Consider the following 19,789-nt stretch of genomic DNA (forward strand, 5'->3'; position numbering starts at 1 on the left):
ATGAACAATAACTTATTTTTAGACGCTGCAAATTCAAAATCTACAGAACGCCCACCAGTATGGATGATGCGCCAAGCTGGCCGTTTTATGCCTCAGTACTGGGAAATTAAAAACAAATATTCGTTTTTAGAAATGTGTAAAAACCCTGAAATTGCTGCTGACGTAACGATGTTGCCAGTTGATTTATTGGGTATTGATGCAGCTATTTTATTCTGTGATATTCTGGTAACAGGCGAAGCAATGGGCGGAGATTTAAGTTTTACTCAAGGTATTGGGCCAAAATTCGCAAATCCTGTTCGTACTGCTGCAGATATTGACAAATTAGAAGTTGATGTTGTAAATAGACTGGAATATGTTGCTGATGCGATTAAAGTAATTCAACAACGTTTAAATGGTAGCATTCCATTAATTGGGTTTGCTGGCGCACCTTTTACGGTAATGAGTTATTTGGTTGAAGGGGGGTCATCAAAAGATTTTAAGTTAACTAAGTTGTTAATGCATAATCACCCAGAATTAGCCCACCGTTTATTAGCTAAAATTGCCAAGGTAACTACCGATTATTTAAACTTACAAATTGCAGCTGGTGTGAATGCTGTTCAGTTATTTGATAGCTGGGCTTTGGCTTTATCTTGGAACGATTATCAGGAGTTTTCTCATCAATATAACCAACAAATTATTGCTGGATTAAATAGAACAAATGTTCCTGTAATTTCTTTTTGTAAAGGGAGTTCAGTTTTTGCACCAATTATGGCAGAGGCAAAACCTGATGTGATTTCTGTTGATTGGAATGCAGATTTATTAAATATCAAAAACGCTTTACCAAAAGGAATTGCTGTTCAAGGTAATTTAGATCCACATATTTTATATGCAGACCAACCTGTTATCAAAAAACACATTTATCAATTGTTTGAAAGAATGCGTGGTACAGAAGGTTTTATCTTTAACTTAGGTCATGGTATTATGCCAGATATTCCTTTTGATAATGTGAAATATGCCATTGAAGTAGTGAAGGAATTTAGATATTAAACAAAAGCTTCTCCTGAATTATGGAAGAATATTACGAATATTTTAAAGCGGTTCATATCATCTTTGTAGTAAGTTGGATGGCTGGATTGTTTTATGGTGTTCGATTATTCATTTACCATACTGAGGCTAACGATAGGCCAGAATTAGAAAAAAATATCCTTCAAAAAGAATTCACAAAAATTGAAGGTCGCTTATGGAATATCATTACCATTCCGGCAATGTGTTTAACAATTGTGGCGGGTGGTTTAATGTATTATACTCGTTTCGATTTTTTAGTTACTCAAAACTGGATGTGGGTAAAAATTGCATTTGTAATTTTACTCATCATTTATCATTTCATTTGTCAGGGTATAATGAAGCAATTGAGAAATGGAGTATTTAAGTTTTCTTCTAATCAATTACGTTTATGGAATGAAGTTGCTACTATTTTATTGGTTGCAATTGTATTTACTGTAATTTTGAAAAGCGCTGTTAACTGGATTTACGGTTTACTTGGATTAATTGCTTTTTCGGTGATTATTATGATGGCGGTTAAGATTTATAAAAGATATAGAGAGAAAAAATAGTTTTTTGCTAAGATTGCCACGTCGTGCCTCCTCGCAATGACGAACAGGTAACGTCATTGCGAGGAACGAAGCAATCTCATCTTTATACAATGAAAAAAAATCTACTATTAGCTTTCATCTTTTTGTTTTCCATTGCTGCAAAGGCTCAATTTAACAATGAAGCTATTTTCAATCGAATTAGACCTGCAGATAGTTTAGAAAAAGAACTACATTTTAATTTTTACAATTTCAATTACGTTCGTAATTACGAATATTCGAATAAATTTCACGATGGTTATACTTTATACGGAACGCAGATAGAACCGCAATTGGTTTATTATGCTAATCCGAATTTGGCTATTGTGGCTGGGGCTTATTTGCGTAAAGATTTTGGCAATGAAGGGGTTTATGATGCTAAACCTTTATTTAGCTTAAAATACCATAAAAGAAATTTAACGCTGGTTTTTGGAAGTTTAGAGGGTAACATTCAGCATAATTATATTGAGCCAATCTATGATTTTGAGCGTAAAATTACCACGCCAATTGAATACGGAACGCAATTATTAATTGATAGAGAAAAGTTTAAACTAGATAGCTGGATTTCTTGGCAGAAAATGATTTACAAGGGTTCTCCGGAAAAAGAAGAAATTGTTGGTGGATTAAGTACAGAATCAACTTTGATGCAAAGAGCTGGTTGGAAGTTGAGTATTCCTGTGCAATTTTTGGCCTATCATCAGGGTGGGCAAATTGATGTATTAAAAAATATTCCGATTAGCACACTATTTAATGGCGCTGCTGGATTTAAGTTACATAAAACGGTTGGTGATAAGGTAAGGGAAGTGTTTACGGATAATTATATAGCTGTTTACAAAGATTTTTCGCCAACAAAAGTTAGGGCTTACCAGGGTGGTTTTGGTGTTTGGCTAAATGCGGGTATGGATACGAAGTGGGGGAGTTTAGTTGCTTCTTATTGGAAGGGAAATAAGTTTCTTACTATAAAAGGAATGCCGTTGTATCAGTCGGTTTCTGAAAATTTATATGATGCAGGTTTTAAACAGAGTAGCAGAAGTATTTTAGCTGTTAGGTATGTTTACCAAAAGCAGTTAATTCCTAATTTATATTTAGATGTTCGCTTTGAACCGCATTTTGATTTGGGAACTCCGGATGCTGATTTGCAGTTTAATCATTCGCTTTTCTTAACCTATAAGGAAGATTTTAGAATTTTTAAAAGGAAATAAGTTCGGAAGTCAGGGGAGTTGGTAAAGTTGGGAAGTGGGGAAAGTATGAAAGTTTAGATGCCTAGATAGGATGTTGTTTTTTGCAGCTTGCAGTGCTCAGCTACAAACTCGCAGTGCTTAGTTACAAACTTGCAGTGCCTAGGTACAAACTCGCAGGTGCTAGCTACAACTTTGCAGGTGCTAGGTACAAACTTGCAGGTGCTAGGTACAAACTTGCAGGTGCTAGCTACAACTTTGCAGGTGCTAGGTACATACTTGCAGGTACTAGGTACAAACTCGCAGGTGCTAGCTACAACTTTGCAGGTGCTAGGTACATACTTGCAGGTACTAGGTACAAACTCGCAGGTGCTAGCTACAACTTTGCAGGTGTTAGCTACAACTTTGCAGGTGCTAGGTACAAACTTGCAGTGCTCAGCTACAAGCTTGCAATGAGCAATTTCATTTTTACATGTTGTAGTTGGTGTACTGTTTTTGGTTTCTTAAACCCGATAGTAGTGGAAATACTTTTTGCTACATTTTCTTTGATAGCTTAGGTTGACAATGCCAAAAAGATTGTAACGAATAGCGGGGCTATAGAATCTATAAAACACTAACATTCGTTTTCACAAATAATTTTTTCATCGGTAAGAAATTTAGCTAATTAAGAATTTTATGTTCTTAAGTGCTTAAAATTGTATTTTTATGCTGTGAAATTAATAAATAAAAAAATATTTGCAACCCCGTGCAACCTTTTACTTCTAGGGTTCATCTACCCTATACAAACAACAAATGAAGGTGACTAAAACATATACGATTGATGACTTACTGGAAGGCTGCAAAGCTGGCGACAGGAAAATGCAAGAATTGCTGTATAAGCAAACTGCATCGAAAATGTTGGCTGTTTGTATGCGCTATGCCAAAGACCGTATGGAGGCTGAAGATGTTTTACAATTGGGCTATGTTAAGATTTTCCAAAAGGTTAAGGACTATCGTGGTGATGGGTCTTTTGAGGGTTGGATTAGAAGAATAATGGTGAATACTGCGATAGAAAGTTATCGTAAAAATTTGCGTATGCTAAATGTAGTGCCAATTGAAGATGCTTATGAGCAACCATCGGCTGGATTTGATTTTAGCAGTTTAGGTATGCAGGATTTAATGAAGGTGATACAGAAGTTGGCTGATGGTTATAGGATGGTATTTAACATGTACATTATAGAGGGGTACTCGCACAAGGAAATTGCAGAAACGTTAGGCATCTCGGAGGGTGCTAGTAAATCTCAATTAAGTAGGGCGAGAGCAATATTGCAACAAGAAATTATTAAAATGGAGGGCTTTGGTTATGCAACACATGCCGGATAAGGAATTCGATAATTTTATTAGAAATAAGTTTGAGGATGCGGAGATTGAACCGTCTGCAAATTTATGGGCTAATATAGAACAACAGTTGGAGCCGAAACGTAAACGTGTTATCCCGATTTATTGGATGGCCGCTGCAAGTATTGCTGTTGTGATTACGGGACTGTTGGTTTTTCAGAAAACGGAAAAAATTCAATTGCATGGTGATGATACTAATACTGTTGCAACTGTTGTAGAGCCTAGTAAACAAGTGATAGAATCTACTGAGTTACCGGTTGAGAATGTTTCGGCACAGGGAAGCAGATCGGTTAATTCGGTTATGAAAACTAAAAAGGTTCAGTTATTAGATCGTAAGCCATTGGAAAGTAATCCGAAAATTATTTTAGCAAGCGTGCAACCGAATACAAACACTGACCGTCTACCTATTAAAGCTGCTGATGTTATACCATTGAATGTAATTGAGAAAGAGGTTCCTGTAGAGAATAATACAACAGTGATTGCTCAAGTTGAACCTCAGAAAGAAGAGCAGGTAATTACAGAAACAGAGAGCACAACGGAGCGTAGGGGAATTAGAAATGTTGGGGATTTAGTAAACTACGTTGTTGATAAAGTTGATAAAAGAGAAAAGAAGTTGGTAAGGTTTAATACTGATGATGATGATAATTCATCGATAATTGGAATAAACATTGGCTTTTTGAAATTGAATAGTAAAAAACATAAATAACACATAAACCAAACAAACATACACACAAATGAAACATTTAATTTTAACAGCAGTTTTGGTAAGCGGACTTACCTTTCTGGCAGGCTCTAGTGCTAGTGCACAACAGGATAGTGTGAAAACTAAAAAAATTACCTATGGTAAAAGTATATCAATTGGCCCTTTTGTAGTTAAATCTGGTAATGGGGATACTATTCAAAGAAGAGATCCGAATAAAGCACGCTTTGTGGGAGGATTAACTTTTACTCGTTTAGATATTGGTTTCTCTAAATTGATTGATAATGGAAGTTTTTCATTATCGCCAGCAAATAAGTTTTTAGATTACAATGCTTGGAAAACTAGTCATCTTTCATTTGATGTTTTACAAATGGGATATAGATTTAACTCGAACTTTAAAATTTATGTAGCTGGAGGATTTGATTGGACTTTAATTCGTTTGAAAGAGAATATTACCATGCAAAAAAATACTGCTGATTTAACTTATATTAACGAACCTATTATTTTTAGTAAAAACCGTTTCTCTAGTAGTTATTTACATATTCCTTTAAACTTTGAGTTAAGAACTAAGGAAAATAATAAAGGTAGACGTTGGTATTTTGTTGTTGGTCCGGAAGTTGGTTTCTTGTTAAATGGAAAAGTAAAACAGATTAGTGATGAACGTGGAAAAGAGAAATTTAAAGATGATTATAACTTCGCTCCATTCCGTTATGGTGGTACTGTAAGGGTAGGTACTAATGGATTAGCTTTATTTGCTAAATATTATGCAAACGATATGTTTGATAGTACTCCGCAAAAAGGATTAAAAAATATGGCATTCGGTTTAACCTTTGGAATAAATTAGAAAGGGAATCGAAAAGACAGGGAAGATTGGTTAGAGGGGCAATAAAATAGAAACACAAACACACAAATAAATCCGATCCTGCAGGCGAAAGTTTGCAGGATTTTTTGTTTCATTTTCTTAAGAGTGATGCCTTGACGTAACTTTCGGAGTTTCTGACTATATAACTTCTGGACTTTATCTATCTTTACGCTGTGAATGAGCAGATAATCACCGTTAATAAACTAACAAAACAATACCAGCAAAGTCAGGCATCGGGTATTTCGGATATTAATTTTTCTATAAAACGAGGAGACATTGTTGCCATTATTGGCGAAAGTGGTAGCGGGAAATCAACTTTGTTAAAGTGTATATATGGTTTGCTTAAGCCAGATGCGGGTGAAGTTTTAATGAATGACAAAAGGGTTAAAGGCCCAGACGAGCAACTTATTCCGGGTAATGCTGAAATGAAAATGGTTACTCAAGATTTTTCATTAAACATTTATGCTAAGGTTTACGACAATATCGCTTCGATGCTTTCTAATACTGACATAAAGGCTAAGGAGAGTAAAACTTTAGCAATGATGGAGCATTTGCATATTACTAAGCTAAAGGACAAAAAAATAATTGAGCTAAGTGGGGGAGAACAACAACGTGTTGCCATAGCAAAAGCATTAATTAGTAACACTAAGGTTTTATTGTTGGATGAGCCTTTTAGTCAAGTTGATTCGTTGTTAAAAAACCAATTACGAGCTGATATTAAACGTTTAGCAAAGGAAACTGGATTAACGATTATTTTGGTTTCTCATGACCCTACGGATGGGTTATTTCTTGCCGACCAGTTGTTGATTTTAAAACACGGGAAACTTTTACAAAATGATAAGCCGGAAACAATTTATCAACATCCGTCGGATTTATATACTGCGCAAATTTTAGGGAATGCTGTTATTTTAACTCAGGAAGAAGCATCGCAATTAGGTATTAATACTACAAAACAGCATGTGGCTTTTTATCCGGAATGGGTAGATTTAAAAAGCACTTGGCAAAGCAGACGTTTTGAAGTTAGAGAAGTATATTACAAGGGTTTTTACGATGAACTTTTGCTTGAAAGAAATGGTGTAAAAATTAGAGCATTGCAATTGAATAGTGGAACGCATAAAAAAAACGACCACGTTCAAGCGAACATTGGTCGTTTTTTAGAGTTTTAATCAGGTTTTTTATTGAGCCGATTCGATAAGTACAATTTTAACTCGGGTTCTTGTTGTTGGTTTAATAGGAGTTGTATCTTGGTTGTCAGAACTTTGAATGTCAATTTCAATTGATCCTTGTCTAATTACATAACTATAGGCATCTACATTATAAACAAAAGGTAATTGTTCGTAGGTATTATTATCTCCTCTCGAGATGTACGTTAAAATACCATCATCTTCAAATGTTCTTGGGTCAATTCTACTTTCGTTAATAGTAGCATAATATGTATAGCCATCATCACTTAACTTCCATTGGTTAGGCTCTATGTATTTAATAATTGTCAGATTGTTCGCACTTTGAACAATAGTGTCTTTTTTGCAAGACGCCAGACCTAGTGTGGCGATGCAGATTAGGATTAAGGTTAGCTTTTTCATGTTGTGTGTGTGTTTTGTAATTTATAATACAAAACTTTTGCCAAATTTTACACAGTAGAAAAGTTCGTATGTTGGGCCAGTTGAATTAAGCTAATAGATTGTTCGATAGGCTCAGAATGACAAAATTGATTACACTAAATATTCGAACAAAGTTTGATCTTGGTTTAGCTCAATAATATCGAATTTAAAGGTTTTCATACGATTTACTAATCCTTCGTAATCTTCTCTATCTTTCAGCTCGATACCTACTAAAGCTGGACCACTTTCTCGCTCTGTTTTTTTGATAAATTCAAATCGGGTAATGTCATCATGTGGGCCTAAAACTTCATTTACAAAAAGTTTTAATGCTCCTGGTCTTTGTGGGAAGCGAACAATAAAATAGTGCTTTAATCCTTCAAAAAGTAAAGATTTCTCTTTGATTTCTTGCATTCTTTCGATGTCGTTATTCCCACCACTTACAATGCAAACTACTTTTTTACCTTTAATCTGTGCTGCGCATAAATCTAAAGATGCTACTGCTAAAGCTCCTGCTGGTTCGGCAACAATTGCATCTTCATTGTATAATTTTAAAATGCTTGTGCAAACTTTCCCTTCTGGGATTAGCATAATTTCATCTAAAACTTCTCTACATATCGGGTAAGTAAGTAAACCAACGGCTTTTACAGCTGCACCATCAATAAAGCGATTAATTTGATCTAGTTTTATCGGTCTGCCTGCTTTAAAAGCAGCATCCATAGAAGGAGCACCTTCTGGTTCGACACCAATTAATAAAATATTTGATTTGGTTTCTTTTAAATATGTTCCAGTTCCTGAAGCTAAACCACCACCACCAATTGGCATGATTACCACTTCTGTATCTGGCAAATCTTCTAAAATTTCTACACCAACAGTCCCTTGACCTTCAATTACATGATAATGATCGAATGGGGGAACGAAAGTCATTTTATTTTTTTCGGTAAAACGCAATGCTTCAGCTAAACAATCGTCAAAAGTATCGCCAACTAAAACAATATCTATCCACCCGTTGCCAAATAAAGTAGTTTGACTTACTTTTTGCTTTGGTGTAATTTCGGGCATAAAAATGGTGCCCTTAATTTTTAATTTTTTGCAAGAATAAGCAACACCTTGCGCATGATTACCCGCACTTGCACAGACTACACCATTTTGAATTTGATCAGCAGGGATTTGGCTCATCATATTATATGCACCACGCAATTTATACGAGCGAACTACTTGTTTGTCTTCGCGTTTTAAATAAATTTCTGCCTGGTATTTTTCCGATAAACGTTCATTAAATTCTAAAGGCGTATGTAAAACCGTGTCCTTTAGTCTTTCTGCTGCTGCTAAAAAATCAAATGTATATGTTGTTGTCATTATTCTTTTCTTATCGTTTTCGACGTATTTCTTTACACTAAATGTAGGGTTACTAACTGATTTAAATCATGATCATCGATGCCTTGTTTGCTATCTGCCAAAACCAAGAATTGTTTGTAAACGATATCCAAATTATCTTTATCTAAGGTATGACCTAATCGATCTAGGTGATGTTTTAAAGCGTGGCGGCCACTTCTTGCTGTTAATACGATTGCGGCAGATGGAAAACCAACATCTTCAGGTTTAATGATCTCATAATTTTCACGATTTTTTAAGAAACCATCTTGGTGGATACCAGAACTATGCGAAAATGCATTACCACCGACAATAGCTTTATTAGGCTGAACAGGCATGTGCATTTGTTCACTTACGTGTCGGCTAATGTTATAAAAACCTTGTGTATTAATATTGGTATGAAGATTTAAGCTTTTGTGGGTTTTTAAAATCATTACCACTTCTTCCATGGAAGTATTACCTGCACGTTCACCAATACCATTTACAGTACATTCTACCTGACGAGCACCGTTTTGTAAACCAGCTATTGAGTTTGCAGTTGCTAAACCTAAATCGTTGTGGCAATGCACAGAAATAATGGCTTTGTCGATATTTTTAACATGTTCTTTTAAATACAAAATTTTAGAACCGTATTGATCTGGCAAGCAATATCCGTTGGTGTCTGGAATGTTAACAACAGTTGCTCCTGCAGAAATTACTGCTTCAATCATCTTTGCTAAAAATTCAATATCAGCTCTACCAGCATCTTCGGCATAAAATTCTACATCTTCCACATATTTTTTAGCATACCTAACGGCTTCCACTCCACGTGCTAAAATATCTTCGCGAGTACTATTGAACTTCGTTTTGATGTGCATATCGCTTGCTCCAATTCCCGTATGAATTCGTGGTCTTTTTGCAAAACGTAAAGCATCTGCAGCAACATCGATATCACTTTTATTTGCACGAGTTAATGCACAAATAATTGGATCTTTTACTGCTTTTGATAATTCGATTACACTTGTAAAGTCGCCAGGACTTGATACAGGAAATCCAGCTTCAATTACATCAACCCCTAAAAACTCGAGTGATTTTGCGATTTCGATTTTCTGGTTAGTATCTAACTGGCAGCCTGGAACCTGCTCTCCATCACGCAAGGTGGTGTCAAAAATGTAAACTTTATTAGGGTCGTGTATCATCGCTTTATGAATTAATGGTAACGGTTTGTGATAAATATTTTAAGACTAATTTGCCCATTTCTTTGGTGCCTAATACTTTGTATCTATTGGTTGTGCTATCGGCAATATCGTTGGTTCTAAAACCTTCTTTTAAAACTTTGTCTACAGCATTTACCAAAGTTTTAGCTTCTTCTTTCAGCCCAAAACTAATTTCGAGCATTAGCGCAGCTGATAGGATAGAGGCCAATGGATTTGCTAAATCTTTGCCTGTAATATCATGAGCCGAACCATGAATTGGTTCAAAAAATCCAGTGCCATCACCTATAGATGCAGAGGCTAACATGCCCATAGAACCTGCAATTTGTGATGCCTCATCTGTTAAGATATCTCCAAATAAATTGGCAGTTAATACTACATCAAATTGTTTTGGATCTTTAATTAATTGCATAGCAGCATTATCAATAAACATATGGGTAGTTTCTACATCAGGATATTGTTTTGAAATTTCTTGAACAGTTTCTCTCCATAGACGAGAGCTCTCTAACACATTTGCTTTATCTACTGAACATAATTTTCCACTACGTTGACGAGCTGCTGCGTATGCTTTGTGTGCAATACGTTCAACTTCATATTTGTGGTAAATCATTAAATCGGAGGCTGTAGCTCTATCTTCTGAACGTGTTTTTTCTCCAAAATAAACATCGCCTGTTAATTCTCTGAAAAACAAAATATCAGTTCCTTTTAAAATTGTAGGTTTAATACTTGAGGCATGTAAAAGTTCGTCAAATAATAAAATAGGGCGAAGATTAGCATATAAACCTAATTCTTTTCTAATTTTAAGCAAACCTTGTTCTGGTCTAACTTTTAACGAAGGATCATTATCATATTTCGCATGACCAACTGCACCAAATAAAATCGCATCACTTTTTTTAGCTTTTTCTAAAGTTTCATCTGGTAATGGATTTCCTGTAGCTTCAATTGCAGCATGACCCATTAGGGCTTCATCAAACGTAAAATTATGATTGTAAGTTGTGGCAATATGCTCCAATGCTGCTTTTCCCCATTGGGTAACTTCTGGTCCAATTCCATCTCCAGGAATAACTAAAATATGCTTGTTCATTATGCTAATTCTTTTTTTGTGTGGTATGCTTTTATATTTTCTATTACTTCGCCGTTGTTTAACAGCAATTTATGAGTGAGGCAAGCTGGTAGTTGTGTTTCAAAATGGCCAACGTAAATTAAAGCCATTCCGTTGGTACACAGCTCGTCTATTAAGTGATTAAAATGCTCTGTTTGTTGCTGATCTAGACCTTGACAAGGTTCATCTAGTATGAGTAATTCTGGATTTTTAATGATTGTTCTTGCCAATAAAACCAATCTTTGTTTACCAAGTGGAAGTACTTTTAATAACTCGTTTTTATATTCATTAAGCTCGAAATAATCAATTAGTTCTTCTACTTGAGCCTGTTTCTCTGCTCCAATTGTTTTAAATAAACCTGAACTATCGAAAAAACCAGAAGCGATACTTTGAAAAACCGTTGCTGATGCATCGAAATACCAATGCAATTCTGGTGATATTAATCCAATATGTGCTTTAATTTCCCAAATGCTTTCTCCGCTTCCTCTTTTATTGCCAAATAGGTGAATGTTGTTCGCATAAGCTTGAGGATGATCGCCATTTATTAAACTTAATAAAGTTGATTTTCCAGAACCGTTATGACCTTGTAACAACCATTTTTCTCCAGCTTTAACTTCCCAGTTGATATGTTTCAATACCTTTTTTTCGCCATAACTAATATTTACATCAGTCATGCTGATTAAAATTTCACTACTAGAAACAGGTGCTTTACTTAAGAAATTTGGAATGCTTTTTACTATTTTTTTAGGTAAAACTGATACAGATTCTAACGATTTGGCAACAGTTAAACTTCCATCTTTTATTTCAGCAAAGCGATTAATGCAAGTTGGTAACTCTGTTTGGTCACAGATCATAATTAATTGAACACCTTCGGTAGAAATCTCGTTCAATAATTCACTTAAGTTTTTACGCGAGAGCGCATCTAATCCGGTATAAGGTTGATCTAAAATTAGCAATTGCGGTTTTAGCCATAATGCCTTAATTAATTGCAATTTTTTGTGTTCTCCGCTCGATAACTGAATTAATTGCACATCCTTTAATTCAGTAAAGTTTAAGGCATTCAAAATATGATCAAGGTTCTCAAAATCAAGTTGATTTTCCTGACCGTATTTCAGTAATTCGGTATAAACAGTATGTGTGCGATGCGCTTGTTGACTATTGTAGCGTTGCTGATAATAAAAGTTAGAATCGCCTTCTAAATCTTTAAATTGATACCAACTTGCCACATATAATGTTTTTGCAGGCAATTTATGAGTAGGATCAAGCTCAATTTTAATGTTTCCACTAGCACTTAGTATGCCTGCAATTAATTTAACTAATGAAGTTTTTCCGCTGCCACTTTTTCCGCTTAATAACCAGTTTTCCCCACGATTTATGATCCAATTCAAATCTATTAACACCAATTTGTGTTGGTGTTTTAAGGTTAAATTTTCAATATGGACGACTGGCTTTAACATTACTTTGTTTGTTCGAATTCTTCTACTAATTGCTTTTGATTTAAGATAAAATCGATATCATCGTAACCATTAATTAAACATGATTTTTTATAAGGATTAATCTCAAAAGTTTCTTGTTGACCAGTACTTAGAATAGTGATTGTCTGTTTTTCTAAATCAATTTCTACTTCATTTTCGTGGTTTTTTGCTACTTCAATAAATAGTTGATGCAAGAAGTCATCGCTTACTTGAACTGGTAAAAGGCCATTATTTAAAGCATTCCCTTTAAAAATATCAGCGAAAAAGCTGCTTACTACAGCATCAAAACCAGCATCTTGTATTGCCCAAGCGGCATGCTCACGGCTACTACCGCAACCAAAGTTTTTACCAGCTACTAATATTTTACCAGCATAGGTTTTATCATTTAAAACAAAATCTGGCTTTGGATTACGATTTTCATCGTAACGCCAATCGCAAAATAAATTTTCGCCAAAACCTTCTCGTGTAGTTGCTTTTAAAAACCTTGCAGGTATAATCTGGTCGGTATCAATATTTTCTATATTTAAAGGCACTATAGCCGATGTTAATTTTTCGAATTTTTTCATTCTTTCTATTAATTATTGCCTTCGAGGCCTATTTCTTCCAAGCTTTAATTCTCAATCTTTTATAATCTGCAACCCATTCTCCATTTTTAAAATAGTTGGGTTTTAGTAGTTGTACAGCTAAATTTTTAACATCTTCGGCTTGTACCGGAGTTAGTTTTTTAAATGTATGTTGTGCAAATTGATTAATCCAGATGTACATTCCGTCTTCACCATTTAAGTGTGTTGGTCTATCAAATAACCAAGCCTGCTCAACTTCGAAACCTTGGTTTTCCAATAAGGTAGTGTATGTACTTACCGATGGAAAGAACCAAAAATCAGTTACAATTTGATCGGTCAAATTCAATTGGCTGGCCGCCGACTCAATAGCATCAGTTATACTTTTAACATTTCCTTTGCCGCCAAACTCTGCAACTAATCTTCCACCAGTTTTTAAACTTTTGAACAATCCTTTTATTAATGCATCTTGGTTTTCTATCCAATGGAAAGTTGCGTTGCTAAAAATGGCATCAAACTTATTTTCAAACGGTAATTGAGTTGCATCAACTACTTTAAAATCTAAGCTTGGATGAGCAACTTTAGCACTATTAATCATTTCTAATGAAGCATCAACTCCAGTTACGTGAGCTCCATTTTCAGCAATTTGAGCAGCTAATTGACCAGTTCCACAACCTACATCTAAAATTTGTTCGCCAGTTTTTGGCGCAAGCCACTGCACAACATCTGCACCGTAATCAGATACAAAATGATGTTGTTTGTCATATAGTTTGCTATCCCAATATATTTCTGGCATCTCTTTTTATTTTTATACGTGTTCTGCTAATAATTCTCTCACATCAGTAACCCGTCCGGTAACTGCTGCGGCTGCGGCTGTAAGTGGACTAGCTAATAATGTTCTTGCATTTTGCCCTTGTCTGCCCTCAAAATTTCTATTCGATGTAGAAACACAATACTTACCTGCCGGAATTTTGTCTTCGTTCATCCCTAAGCAAGCACTGCAACCAGGCTCACGTAATTGGAAACCAGCTGCTTCAAATATTTTGTCTAAACCTTCGGCAATTGCTTGCTGCTCAATTTGTTTAGAACCAGGCACAATCCATACCGTTACTCCATCAGCTTTATGCTTACCTTCTACAAAATTTGCAACTTCACGTAAATCTTCCATTCTGGAATTGGTGCATGAGCCAATAAAAACATAGTCGATCGGTTTTCCTAGCAAAGGAGAATTATCGGCAATGCCCATATAATTCAATGCTTTTTGATATGATAATTGTTCTGGAACAGCCTGTTTATTAGTTGCTGGTACATTTTGAGTAATTCCCATTCCCATTCCTGGGTTTGTACCGTAAGTAATCATTGGTTCTATATCAGCTGCGTTAAACGTTAATACTTTATCAAAATGCGCATCAGCATCGCTGTATAAAGTTTTCCATTTTGCTACTGCTTTATCCCATTCTTCTCCTTTCGGACTAAATTCTTTTCCTTTTAAATACTCAAAAGTAGTTTCATCAGGTGCAATCAATCCACCACGAGCACCCATTTCGATACTCATATTGCAGATGGTCATTCTGGCTTCCATACTTAAAGAAGTGATTGCCGAACCGGCATATTCAATAAAATAGCCTGTTCCGCCAGCGGCAGAAATTTGAGATATAATATAAAGGATAATATCTTTAGCGCTTACACCAATACCAGTTTCACCATTCACTTCAATTTTCATGGTTTTAGGTTTTTGCTGCAATAAACATTGCGTTGCCATCACCTGTTCAACTTGAGAAGTACCAATACCAAAGGCAATGCTGCCAAAAGCACCATGTGTTGATGTATGACTATCGCCACAAACTATCGTAGCACCTGGTTGTGTAATTCCTAATTCTGGCCCAATTACGTGAACAATACCTTGAAAAGGATGGCCTAAACCATATAGTTCAACGCCAAATTCAGCACAATTTTTAGTCAACATATCTACCTGATATCGAGAAAGCTCTTCTTTAATAGGTAAATGCTGATTTAGAGTTGGCACATTATGATCGGCAGTAGCAATGGTTTGCTTTGGTCTAAAAACTGGTAATCCACGTTTGCGCAAACCGTCAAAAGCTTGCGGGCTAGTTACCTCGTGAATGAAATGTGTATCAATGTATAAAATATCAGGAAATCCTGCTTCACTTTTTACTACATGAGCATTCCAAATTTTTTCTACTAATGTTTTTGACATCTTATTTTTTATTTAATGTTTGTTAATCTTCGACAAGCTCAGATTGACATTCTTTATTTTCTAAGCTGTTTTAATTGATTTCATTGCTGTCATCGCTTTGCGTAAAGTAGAACCAATTTGCTCTACTTGATGAGAACGGATAGCCTCATTTACTGCAATTAAAGTTCTATTATCAACTGCTCCATCTTTATCATCATTAAAGTTTTTACCAACTAAATCAGTATCTACCTTTTTCATAAAATCAGCTAATAATGGTTTACAAGCCTGATCAAATAGATAACAACCATATTCTGCAGTATCAGAAATTACACGGTTCATTTCGAATAATTTTTTACGAGCAATTGTGTTTGCAATTAATGGTGTTTCGTGTAATGATTCGTAATACGCAGATTCTGGTTTAATACCTGCCTGAACCATAGTTTCAAAAGCTAACTCAACACCAGCTCTAACAAAAGCAACCATTAAAGTATAGTTATCGAAATATTCTTGTTCGCCAATTTTTACATCTCCAGCTGGTGTTTTTTCGAAAGCAGTTTCTCCAGTTTCAGCTCTCCAAGCCAGTAAATTTTTATCACCGTTTGCCCAATCTTCCATCATGATACGGCTAAATTCACCGCTCATAATATCATCTTGGTGTTTCTGAAATAACGGACGCATAATGTCTTTTAATTCTTCCGAGATTTCGAATGCTTTAATTTTAGCAGGATTACTCAATCTATCCATCATAGCAGTAATACCACCTTGTTTTAAAGCTTCAGTAATTACTTCTACACCATATTGAACTAATTTAGAAGCATAACCAGCATCAATTCCTTTTTCAACCATTTTATCAAAAGATAAAATAGAACCAGTTTGCAACAAACCGCATAAGATAGTTTGCTCGCCCATTAAATCAGATTTTACTTCGGCAACAAAAGATGATTTTAACACACCCGCTTTATGCCCACCAGTACCTACACAATATGCTTTTGCTTGTGCTAAACCTTTACCTTGAGGATCATTTTCTGGGTGCACCGCAATTAAAGTTGGCACACCAAAACCTCTTACATATTCTGCTCTAACTTCACTTCCAGGGCATTTTGGAGCTACCATAATCACTGTTAAGTCTTTACGGATTTGCGTGCCTTCTTCTACAATATTAAAACCGTGTGAGTATGATAAAGTAGCACCTTCTTTCATCAATGGCATTACCGCATTTACCACCGAGGTATGTTGTTTATCTGGCGTAAGATTAATTACCACATCTGCAGTCGGAATTAATTCTTCGTACGTGCCTACGGTAAAATTATTATCTGTTGCATTTTTCCAAGAATCTCTTTTACCTTCGATAGCTTCTTTACGCAATGCATAAGCAATATTTAAACCGCTATCTCTTAAATTTAAACCTTGATTTAAACCTTGTGCACCGCAACCTACAATTACCAATTTTTTACCTTTTAAAGCATTTACGCCGTCTAAAAATTCAGAACTGTCCATAAAATCACAAACGCCCAATTGGTTTAGTTTTTCTCTAAGTGGTAATGTGTTAAAATAATTTGCCATTGTTTTTTGTTTATTTCTTTATTAGTTTATGTTTTAATTTATTTTGAAAAGCAGGTTCATTGCTTTTCGGTTTCTTCAGCCCCGCTTTTCATTTCAAGTCCTCGCTACGCTGTGGGCTTTCCATTTCGATCGGGTTTATTTAAATATTGTCTGTTTTCATTTGTCAGGTTGCACTTTCTCTACCTTATCAATATCCTCATTAAATGAAATTTTATTGTAAAAAGGATCGCTCACTGTGACGCACCAACTGCCATAAAAAGTTTCCTCCAACCCCGGTCGATTGTATTTATATTTCTTTGCAATCAATTGTTTATGAAACTCCTTTACGCCTTCGCAACGAATAAATACATTTCCGCCAGGTGATGCGTCGCCATGATGCTCGCTTAAATGCAAAATAATATCGCCTAGCGAAACTTGCATATAGACAGGTGTATTTTCTTCAAATCTGTGCTCCCAATCTATTTTAAAGCCTAACCACTCGACATAAAATTCAATGGTTTTATCGTAGTCGAATATTCTTAAAACGGGTACAACATTTATAAGTTTCATATCTCTTAATGCTTTAGAATATTACATCGTAAATATTTTTTCGCCTTTTTCTAAAAATTCATTTTCCACCAATTCTTCACCTGGCTCAATAGCTTCAAATTCTTTCAATTTTTCGTGGAAACCAGCACTATCTTTGATAATTGCAACTCTTGCACTACGTACAAATTCAATTAGTTCGTATGGTTCTAAAGCGGTTATTAGTGCATCTGTTTCTTCTTTATGTCCAGTTACAGCGAAAACCGTATAATCTTTACGAATTACTACTGCACTTGCACCATATTGTCTCAATAAGCGCTCAACAGTTACTTTCTCTGCAATTTCATCTGTTGATACTTTGTAAAGTGCAAGTTCTTGCCAAATAATTTCATCATTCGTATTAAAATATACTTTTAACACTTCAATTTGTTTTTCAATCTGACGAGCAAGTTTTCTAACAACTTCATAACCTTCGTGTATTACAATATTAAAGCGGTGTATACCTTCAATTTCAGATGGCGAAGTATTTAAGCTCTCAATGTTTATTTTCCTTTTAGAAAAAATAATAGCAATTCTGTTTAATAAACCAATGCGGTTTTCTGCATAAACAGTTATGGTATATTCTTCTTTCCCATCAATTAAAGGGGTGTTTTTATTTTCGAAATGATCTATTGTACTCATTTTTCTCTCTTTTAATTGGCCAATTATTTTAATCTAATTTCACTTACGCTGCAACCTTGTGGTACCATTGGGAAAACATTGTTTTCTCTTCCAACCATTATTTCAAGTAGATAAGAGCCTTCGTGATTAATCATTGTTTCCAATGCTTTTCTCAAATTAGCACGTTCATCAACTTTATCAGCCTCGATGTAGTAAGCTTTTGCTAATGCTACAAAGTCAGGACTGGTAATGTTCACAAACGAGTAGCGTTTATCATGAAATAATTGTTGCCACTGGCGAACCATTCCTAAAAAACGATTGTTTAAAATCAGAATTTTTACTGCCGCACCAAATTGCATAATGGTACCTAACTCTTGTGGTGTCATTTGGAAACCGCCATCTCCAATTATAGCAATAACTGTTTTGTCTGGAGCGCCATATTTAGCGCCAATTGCTGCAGGTAAGCCAAAACCCATCGTACCTAATCCACCAGATGTGATGTTACTACGTGTGTTGTTAAATTTAGCATAACGACATGCAACCATTTGATGCTGACCAACATCTGTTACAATTACGGCGTCGCCACCACATATTTCATTGATGTTGCGCAATACTTCGCCCATAGTCATTTCATCCCCAGTTGGGTAAAGTTCTGGTGTAATGACCTGATCTATTTCTTGTTGATTGTAATCTCTAAATTTGGCTAACCAATCTTCGTGCTTATTTTCATTTGCCAAATTGGTTAACAGTGGTAAAGTCTCTTTACAATCACCCCAAACACCAACATCAGCTTTTACATTTTTATCAATTTCGGCAGGATCAATATCTAAATGAATAATTTTTGCCTGCTTTGCATATTTATCTAAACGACCAGTTACACGGTCATCGAAACGCATTCCGATCGCAATAATTACATCAGCTTCATTGGTTAAAACATTTGGCCCATAATTACCATGCATACCCAACATACCTACATTTAACGGATGAGCAGTTGGAATTGCACCTTCACCCATAATTGTCCAAGCAGCTGGAATTCCAGTTTTATTTATAAATGCTTTAAATTCTTCTTCGGCTTTGCCTAAAACTACACCTTGCCCGAATAATATGAATGGTTTTTTAGCTGAATTAATTAACGCTGCAGCTTCTTCAATATATTCTATTCTAACTTTTGGTTTTGGTCGATAACTACGAATGTGATTACATTTTACATATGCTGGAAATTCTTCAATTTGTAATTGTGCATTTTTGGTGATGTCAATTAAAACTGGTCCTGGTCTTCCACTTTTAGCAATATGGAATGCCTTAGCTAAAACTTCTTGAATTTCATTCGCATCAGTAACCTGATAATTCCACTTAGTTACAGGGGTAGTGATATTAATAACATCAGTTTCTTGAAAAGCATCAGTACCCAATAAATGAGCAAAAACTTGCCCTGTAATACAAACTAGGGGAGTACTGTCAATTTGAGCGTCGGCTAAACCTGTTACTAAGTTTGTTGCACCAGGACCGCTAGTTGCAAAAACAACACCAACTTCACCACTGGCTCTTGCAAAACCTTGGGCAGCATGAATTCCGCCTTGCTCATGACGCACCAAAATATGTTTTAATTTATCCGCGTAATCGTATAATGCATCATAAATTGGCATAATTGCACCTCCTGGATAACCAAAGACTGTATGTACACCTTCTTCAATCAATCCATTTAATAGGACTTGTGAACCAGTTCCTTTGAAAATTTTTGTTGAGGTTTCTGCTTTAGCCCCTATTGTTTGTAATGTTTCCTGTGCAGTTTCCATAGTCTTTATTGTAAATCTTTAG

General features: G+C 35.4%; 20 protein-coding genes. 8 read left to right on the forward strand and 12 right to left on the reverse strand.

All coding sequences use genetic code 11. The features are described 5' to 3' along the window. From hemE to HQN85_RS00245, 8 genes are all read left to right on the forward strand, one after another. Complete coding sequence (hemE, locus tag HQN85_RS00210) at positions 1–1,026, forward strand: uroporphyrinogen decarboxylase (RefSeq protein ID WP_173268333.1); 1,026 nt, start codon at positions 1–3, stop codon at positions 1,024–1,026. A gap of 20 nt (positions 1,027–1,046) precedes the next feature. Then, on the forward strand, positions 1,047–1,592 hold the full coding sequence (locus HQN85_RS00215; protein ID WP_173268334.1) for a CopD family protein: 546 nt from the start codon (positions 1,047–1,049) through the stop codon (positions 1,590–1,592). 89 nt (positions 1,593–1,681) lie between these two features. Continuing rightward, positions 1,682–2,809: a hypothetical protein gene (locus HQN85_RS00220; RefSeq protein ID WP_173268335.1), complete on the forward strand. Its 1,128-nt coding sequence runs from the start codon at positions 1,682–1,684 to the stop codon at positions 2,807–2,809. A gap of 80 nt (positions 2,810–2,889) precedes the next feature. After that, positions 2,890–3,342 (forward strand): hypothetical protein, encoded by a 453-nt coding sequence (locus tag HQN85_RS00225; RefSeq protein WP_173268336.1) that lies wholly within the window; start codon positions 2,890–2,892, stop codon positions 3,340–3,342. A 235-nt stretch (positions 3,343–3,577) separates the two neighbouring features. After that, entirely contained in the window at positions 3,578–4,147 is a 570-nt protein-coding gene (locus HQN85_RS00230) for an RNA polymerase sigma factor (RefSeq protein ID WP_173268337.1), read from the forward strand. After that, the gene (locus HQN85_RS00235) at positions 4,128–4,868 is read left to right on the forward strand and encodes a hypothetical protein (protein WP_173268338.1); all 741 of its coding nucleotides are present in this window, start codon (positions 4,128–4,130) and stop codon (positions 4,866–4,868) included. The genes HQN85_RS00230 and HQN85_RS00235 overlap by 20 nt, the downstream gene beginning before the upstream one ends. A gap of 28 nt (positions 4,869–4,896) precedes the next feature. Continuing rightward, complete coding sequence (locus HQN85_RS00240) at positions 4,897–5,706, forward strand: outer membrane beta-barrel protein (protein WP_173268339.1); 810 nt, start codon at positions 4,897–4,899, stop codon at positions 5,704–5,706. Positions 5,707–5,897: 191 nt separating this feature from the next. Continuing rightward, positions 5,898–6,890, forward strand: a complete 993-nt coding sequence (locus HQN85_RS00245) for an ABC transporter ATP-binding protein (RefSeq protein WP_173268340.1) — start codon at positions 5,898–5,900, stop codon at positions 6,888–6,890. 9 nt (positions 6,891–6,899) lie between these two features. Here the strand turns inward: HQN85_RS00245 and HQN85_RS00250 are convergent, their stop codons facing one another. The 12 genes from HQN85_RS00250 to ilvB form a co-directional block, all read right to left on the reverse strand. Beyond that, positions 6,900–7,307, reverse strand: coding sequence for a hypothetical protein (locus HQN85_RS00250; protein ID WP_173268341.1), 408 nt, complete (start codon positions 7,305–7,307; stop codon positions 6,900–6,902). A 129-nt stretch (positions 7,308–7,436) separates the two neighbouring features. Next, positions 7,437–8,681: a threonine ammonia-lyase IlvA gene (gene ilvA, locus HQN85_RS00255; protein WP_173268342.1), complete on the reverse strand. Its 1,245-nt coding sequence runs from the start codon at positions 8,679–8,681 to the stop codon at positions 7,437–7,439. A gap of 32 nt (positions 8,682–8,713) precedes the next feature. Beyond that, complete coding sequence (locus HQN85_RS00260) at positions 8,714–9,874, reverse strand: 2-isopropylmalate synthase (protein ID WP_173268343.1); 1,161 nt, start codon at positions 9,872–9,874, stop codon at positions 8,714–8,716. 4 nt (positions 9,875–9,878) lie between these two features. Then, positions 9,879–10,973: a 3-isopropylmalate dehydrogenase gene (gene leuB / locus HQN85_RS00265; RefSeq protein ID WP_173268344.1), complete on the reverse strand. Its 1,095-nt coding sequence runs from the start codon at positions 10,971–10,973 to the stop codon at positions 9,879–9,881. Then, a complete protein-coding gene (locus tag HQN85_RS00270; RefSeq protein WP_173268345.1) occupies positions 10,973–12,448 on the reverse strand; it encodes an ATP-binding cassette domain-containing protein in 1,476 nt (491 codons plus the stop codon). Before HQN85_RS00270 ends, leuB begins: the two co-directional genes overlap by 1 nt. After that, positions 12,448–13,032 carry a 3-isopropylmalate dehydratase small subunit gene (leuD, locus tag HQN85_RS00275; protein ID WP_173268346.1) on the reverse strand — a complete coding sequence of 195 codons (585 nt, stop codon included), beginning with the start codon at positions 13,030–13,032 and terminating at the stop codon, positions 12,448–12,450. Before leuD ends, HQN85_RS00270 begins: the two co-directional genes overlap by 1 nt. A 28-nt stretch (positions 13,033–13,060) precedes the next feature. Further along, on the reverse strand, positions 13,061–13,822 hold the full coding sequence (locus tag HQN85_RS00280) for a class I SAM-dependent methyltransferase (protein WP_173268347.1): 762 nt from the start codon (positions 13,820–13,822) through the stop codon (positions 13,061–13,063). Positions 13,823–13,834: 12 nt separating this feature from the next. Continuing rightward, complete coding sequence (gene leuC, locus HQN85_RS00285) at positions 13,835–15,244, reverse strand: 3-isopropylmalate dehydratase large subunit (RefSeq protein ID WP_173268348.1); 1,410 nt, start codon at positions 15,242–15,244, stop codon at positions 13,835–13,837. 60 nt (positions 15,245–15,304) lie between these two features. Next, entirely contained in the window at positions 15,305–16,786 is a 1,482-nt protein-coding gene (gene ilvC / locus HQN85_RS00290; protein ID WP_173268349.1) for a ketol-acid reductoisomerase, read from the reverse strand. Between the two features lie 156 nt (positions 16,787–16,942). Next, positions 16,943–17,335: a glyoxalase superfamily protein gene (locus HQN85_RS00295; RefSeq protein ID WP_173268350.1), complete on the reverse strand. Its 393-nt coding sequence runs from the start codon at positions 17,333–17,335 to the stop codon at positions 16,943–16,945. A gap of 21 nt (positions 17,336–17,356) precedes the next feature. Continuing rightward, a complete protein-coding gene (ilvN, locus tag HQN85_RS00300) occupies positions 17,357–17,992 on the reverse strand; it encodes an acetolactate synthase small subunit (protein WP_173268351.1) in 636 nt (211 codons plus the stop codon). Positions 17,993–18,015: 23 nt separating this feature from the next. Further along, positions 18,016–19,767 (reverse strand): biosynthetic-type acetolactate synthase large subunit, encoded by a 1,752-nt coding sequence (gene ilvB / locus HQN85_RS00305; RefSeq protein ID WP_173268352.1) that lies wholly within the window; start codon positions 19,765–19,767, stop codon positions 18,016–18,018. Positions 19,768–19,789 lie beyond the last annotated feature (22 nt).

It is taken from the genome of Pedobacter boryungensis (assembly GCF_013204825.1).
In the GTDB taxonomy this organism is placed as follows: Bacteria; Bacteroidota; Bacteroidia; order Sphingobacteriales; family Sphingobacteriaceae; genus Pedobacter; species Pedobacter boryungensis.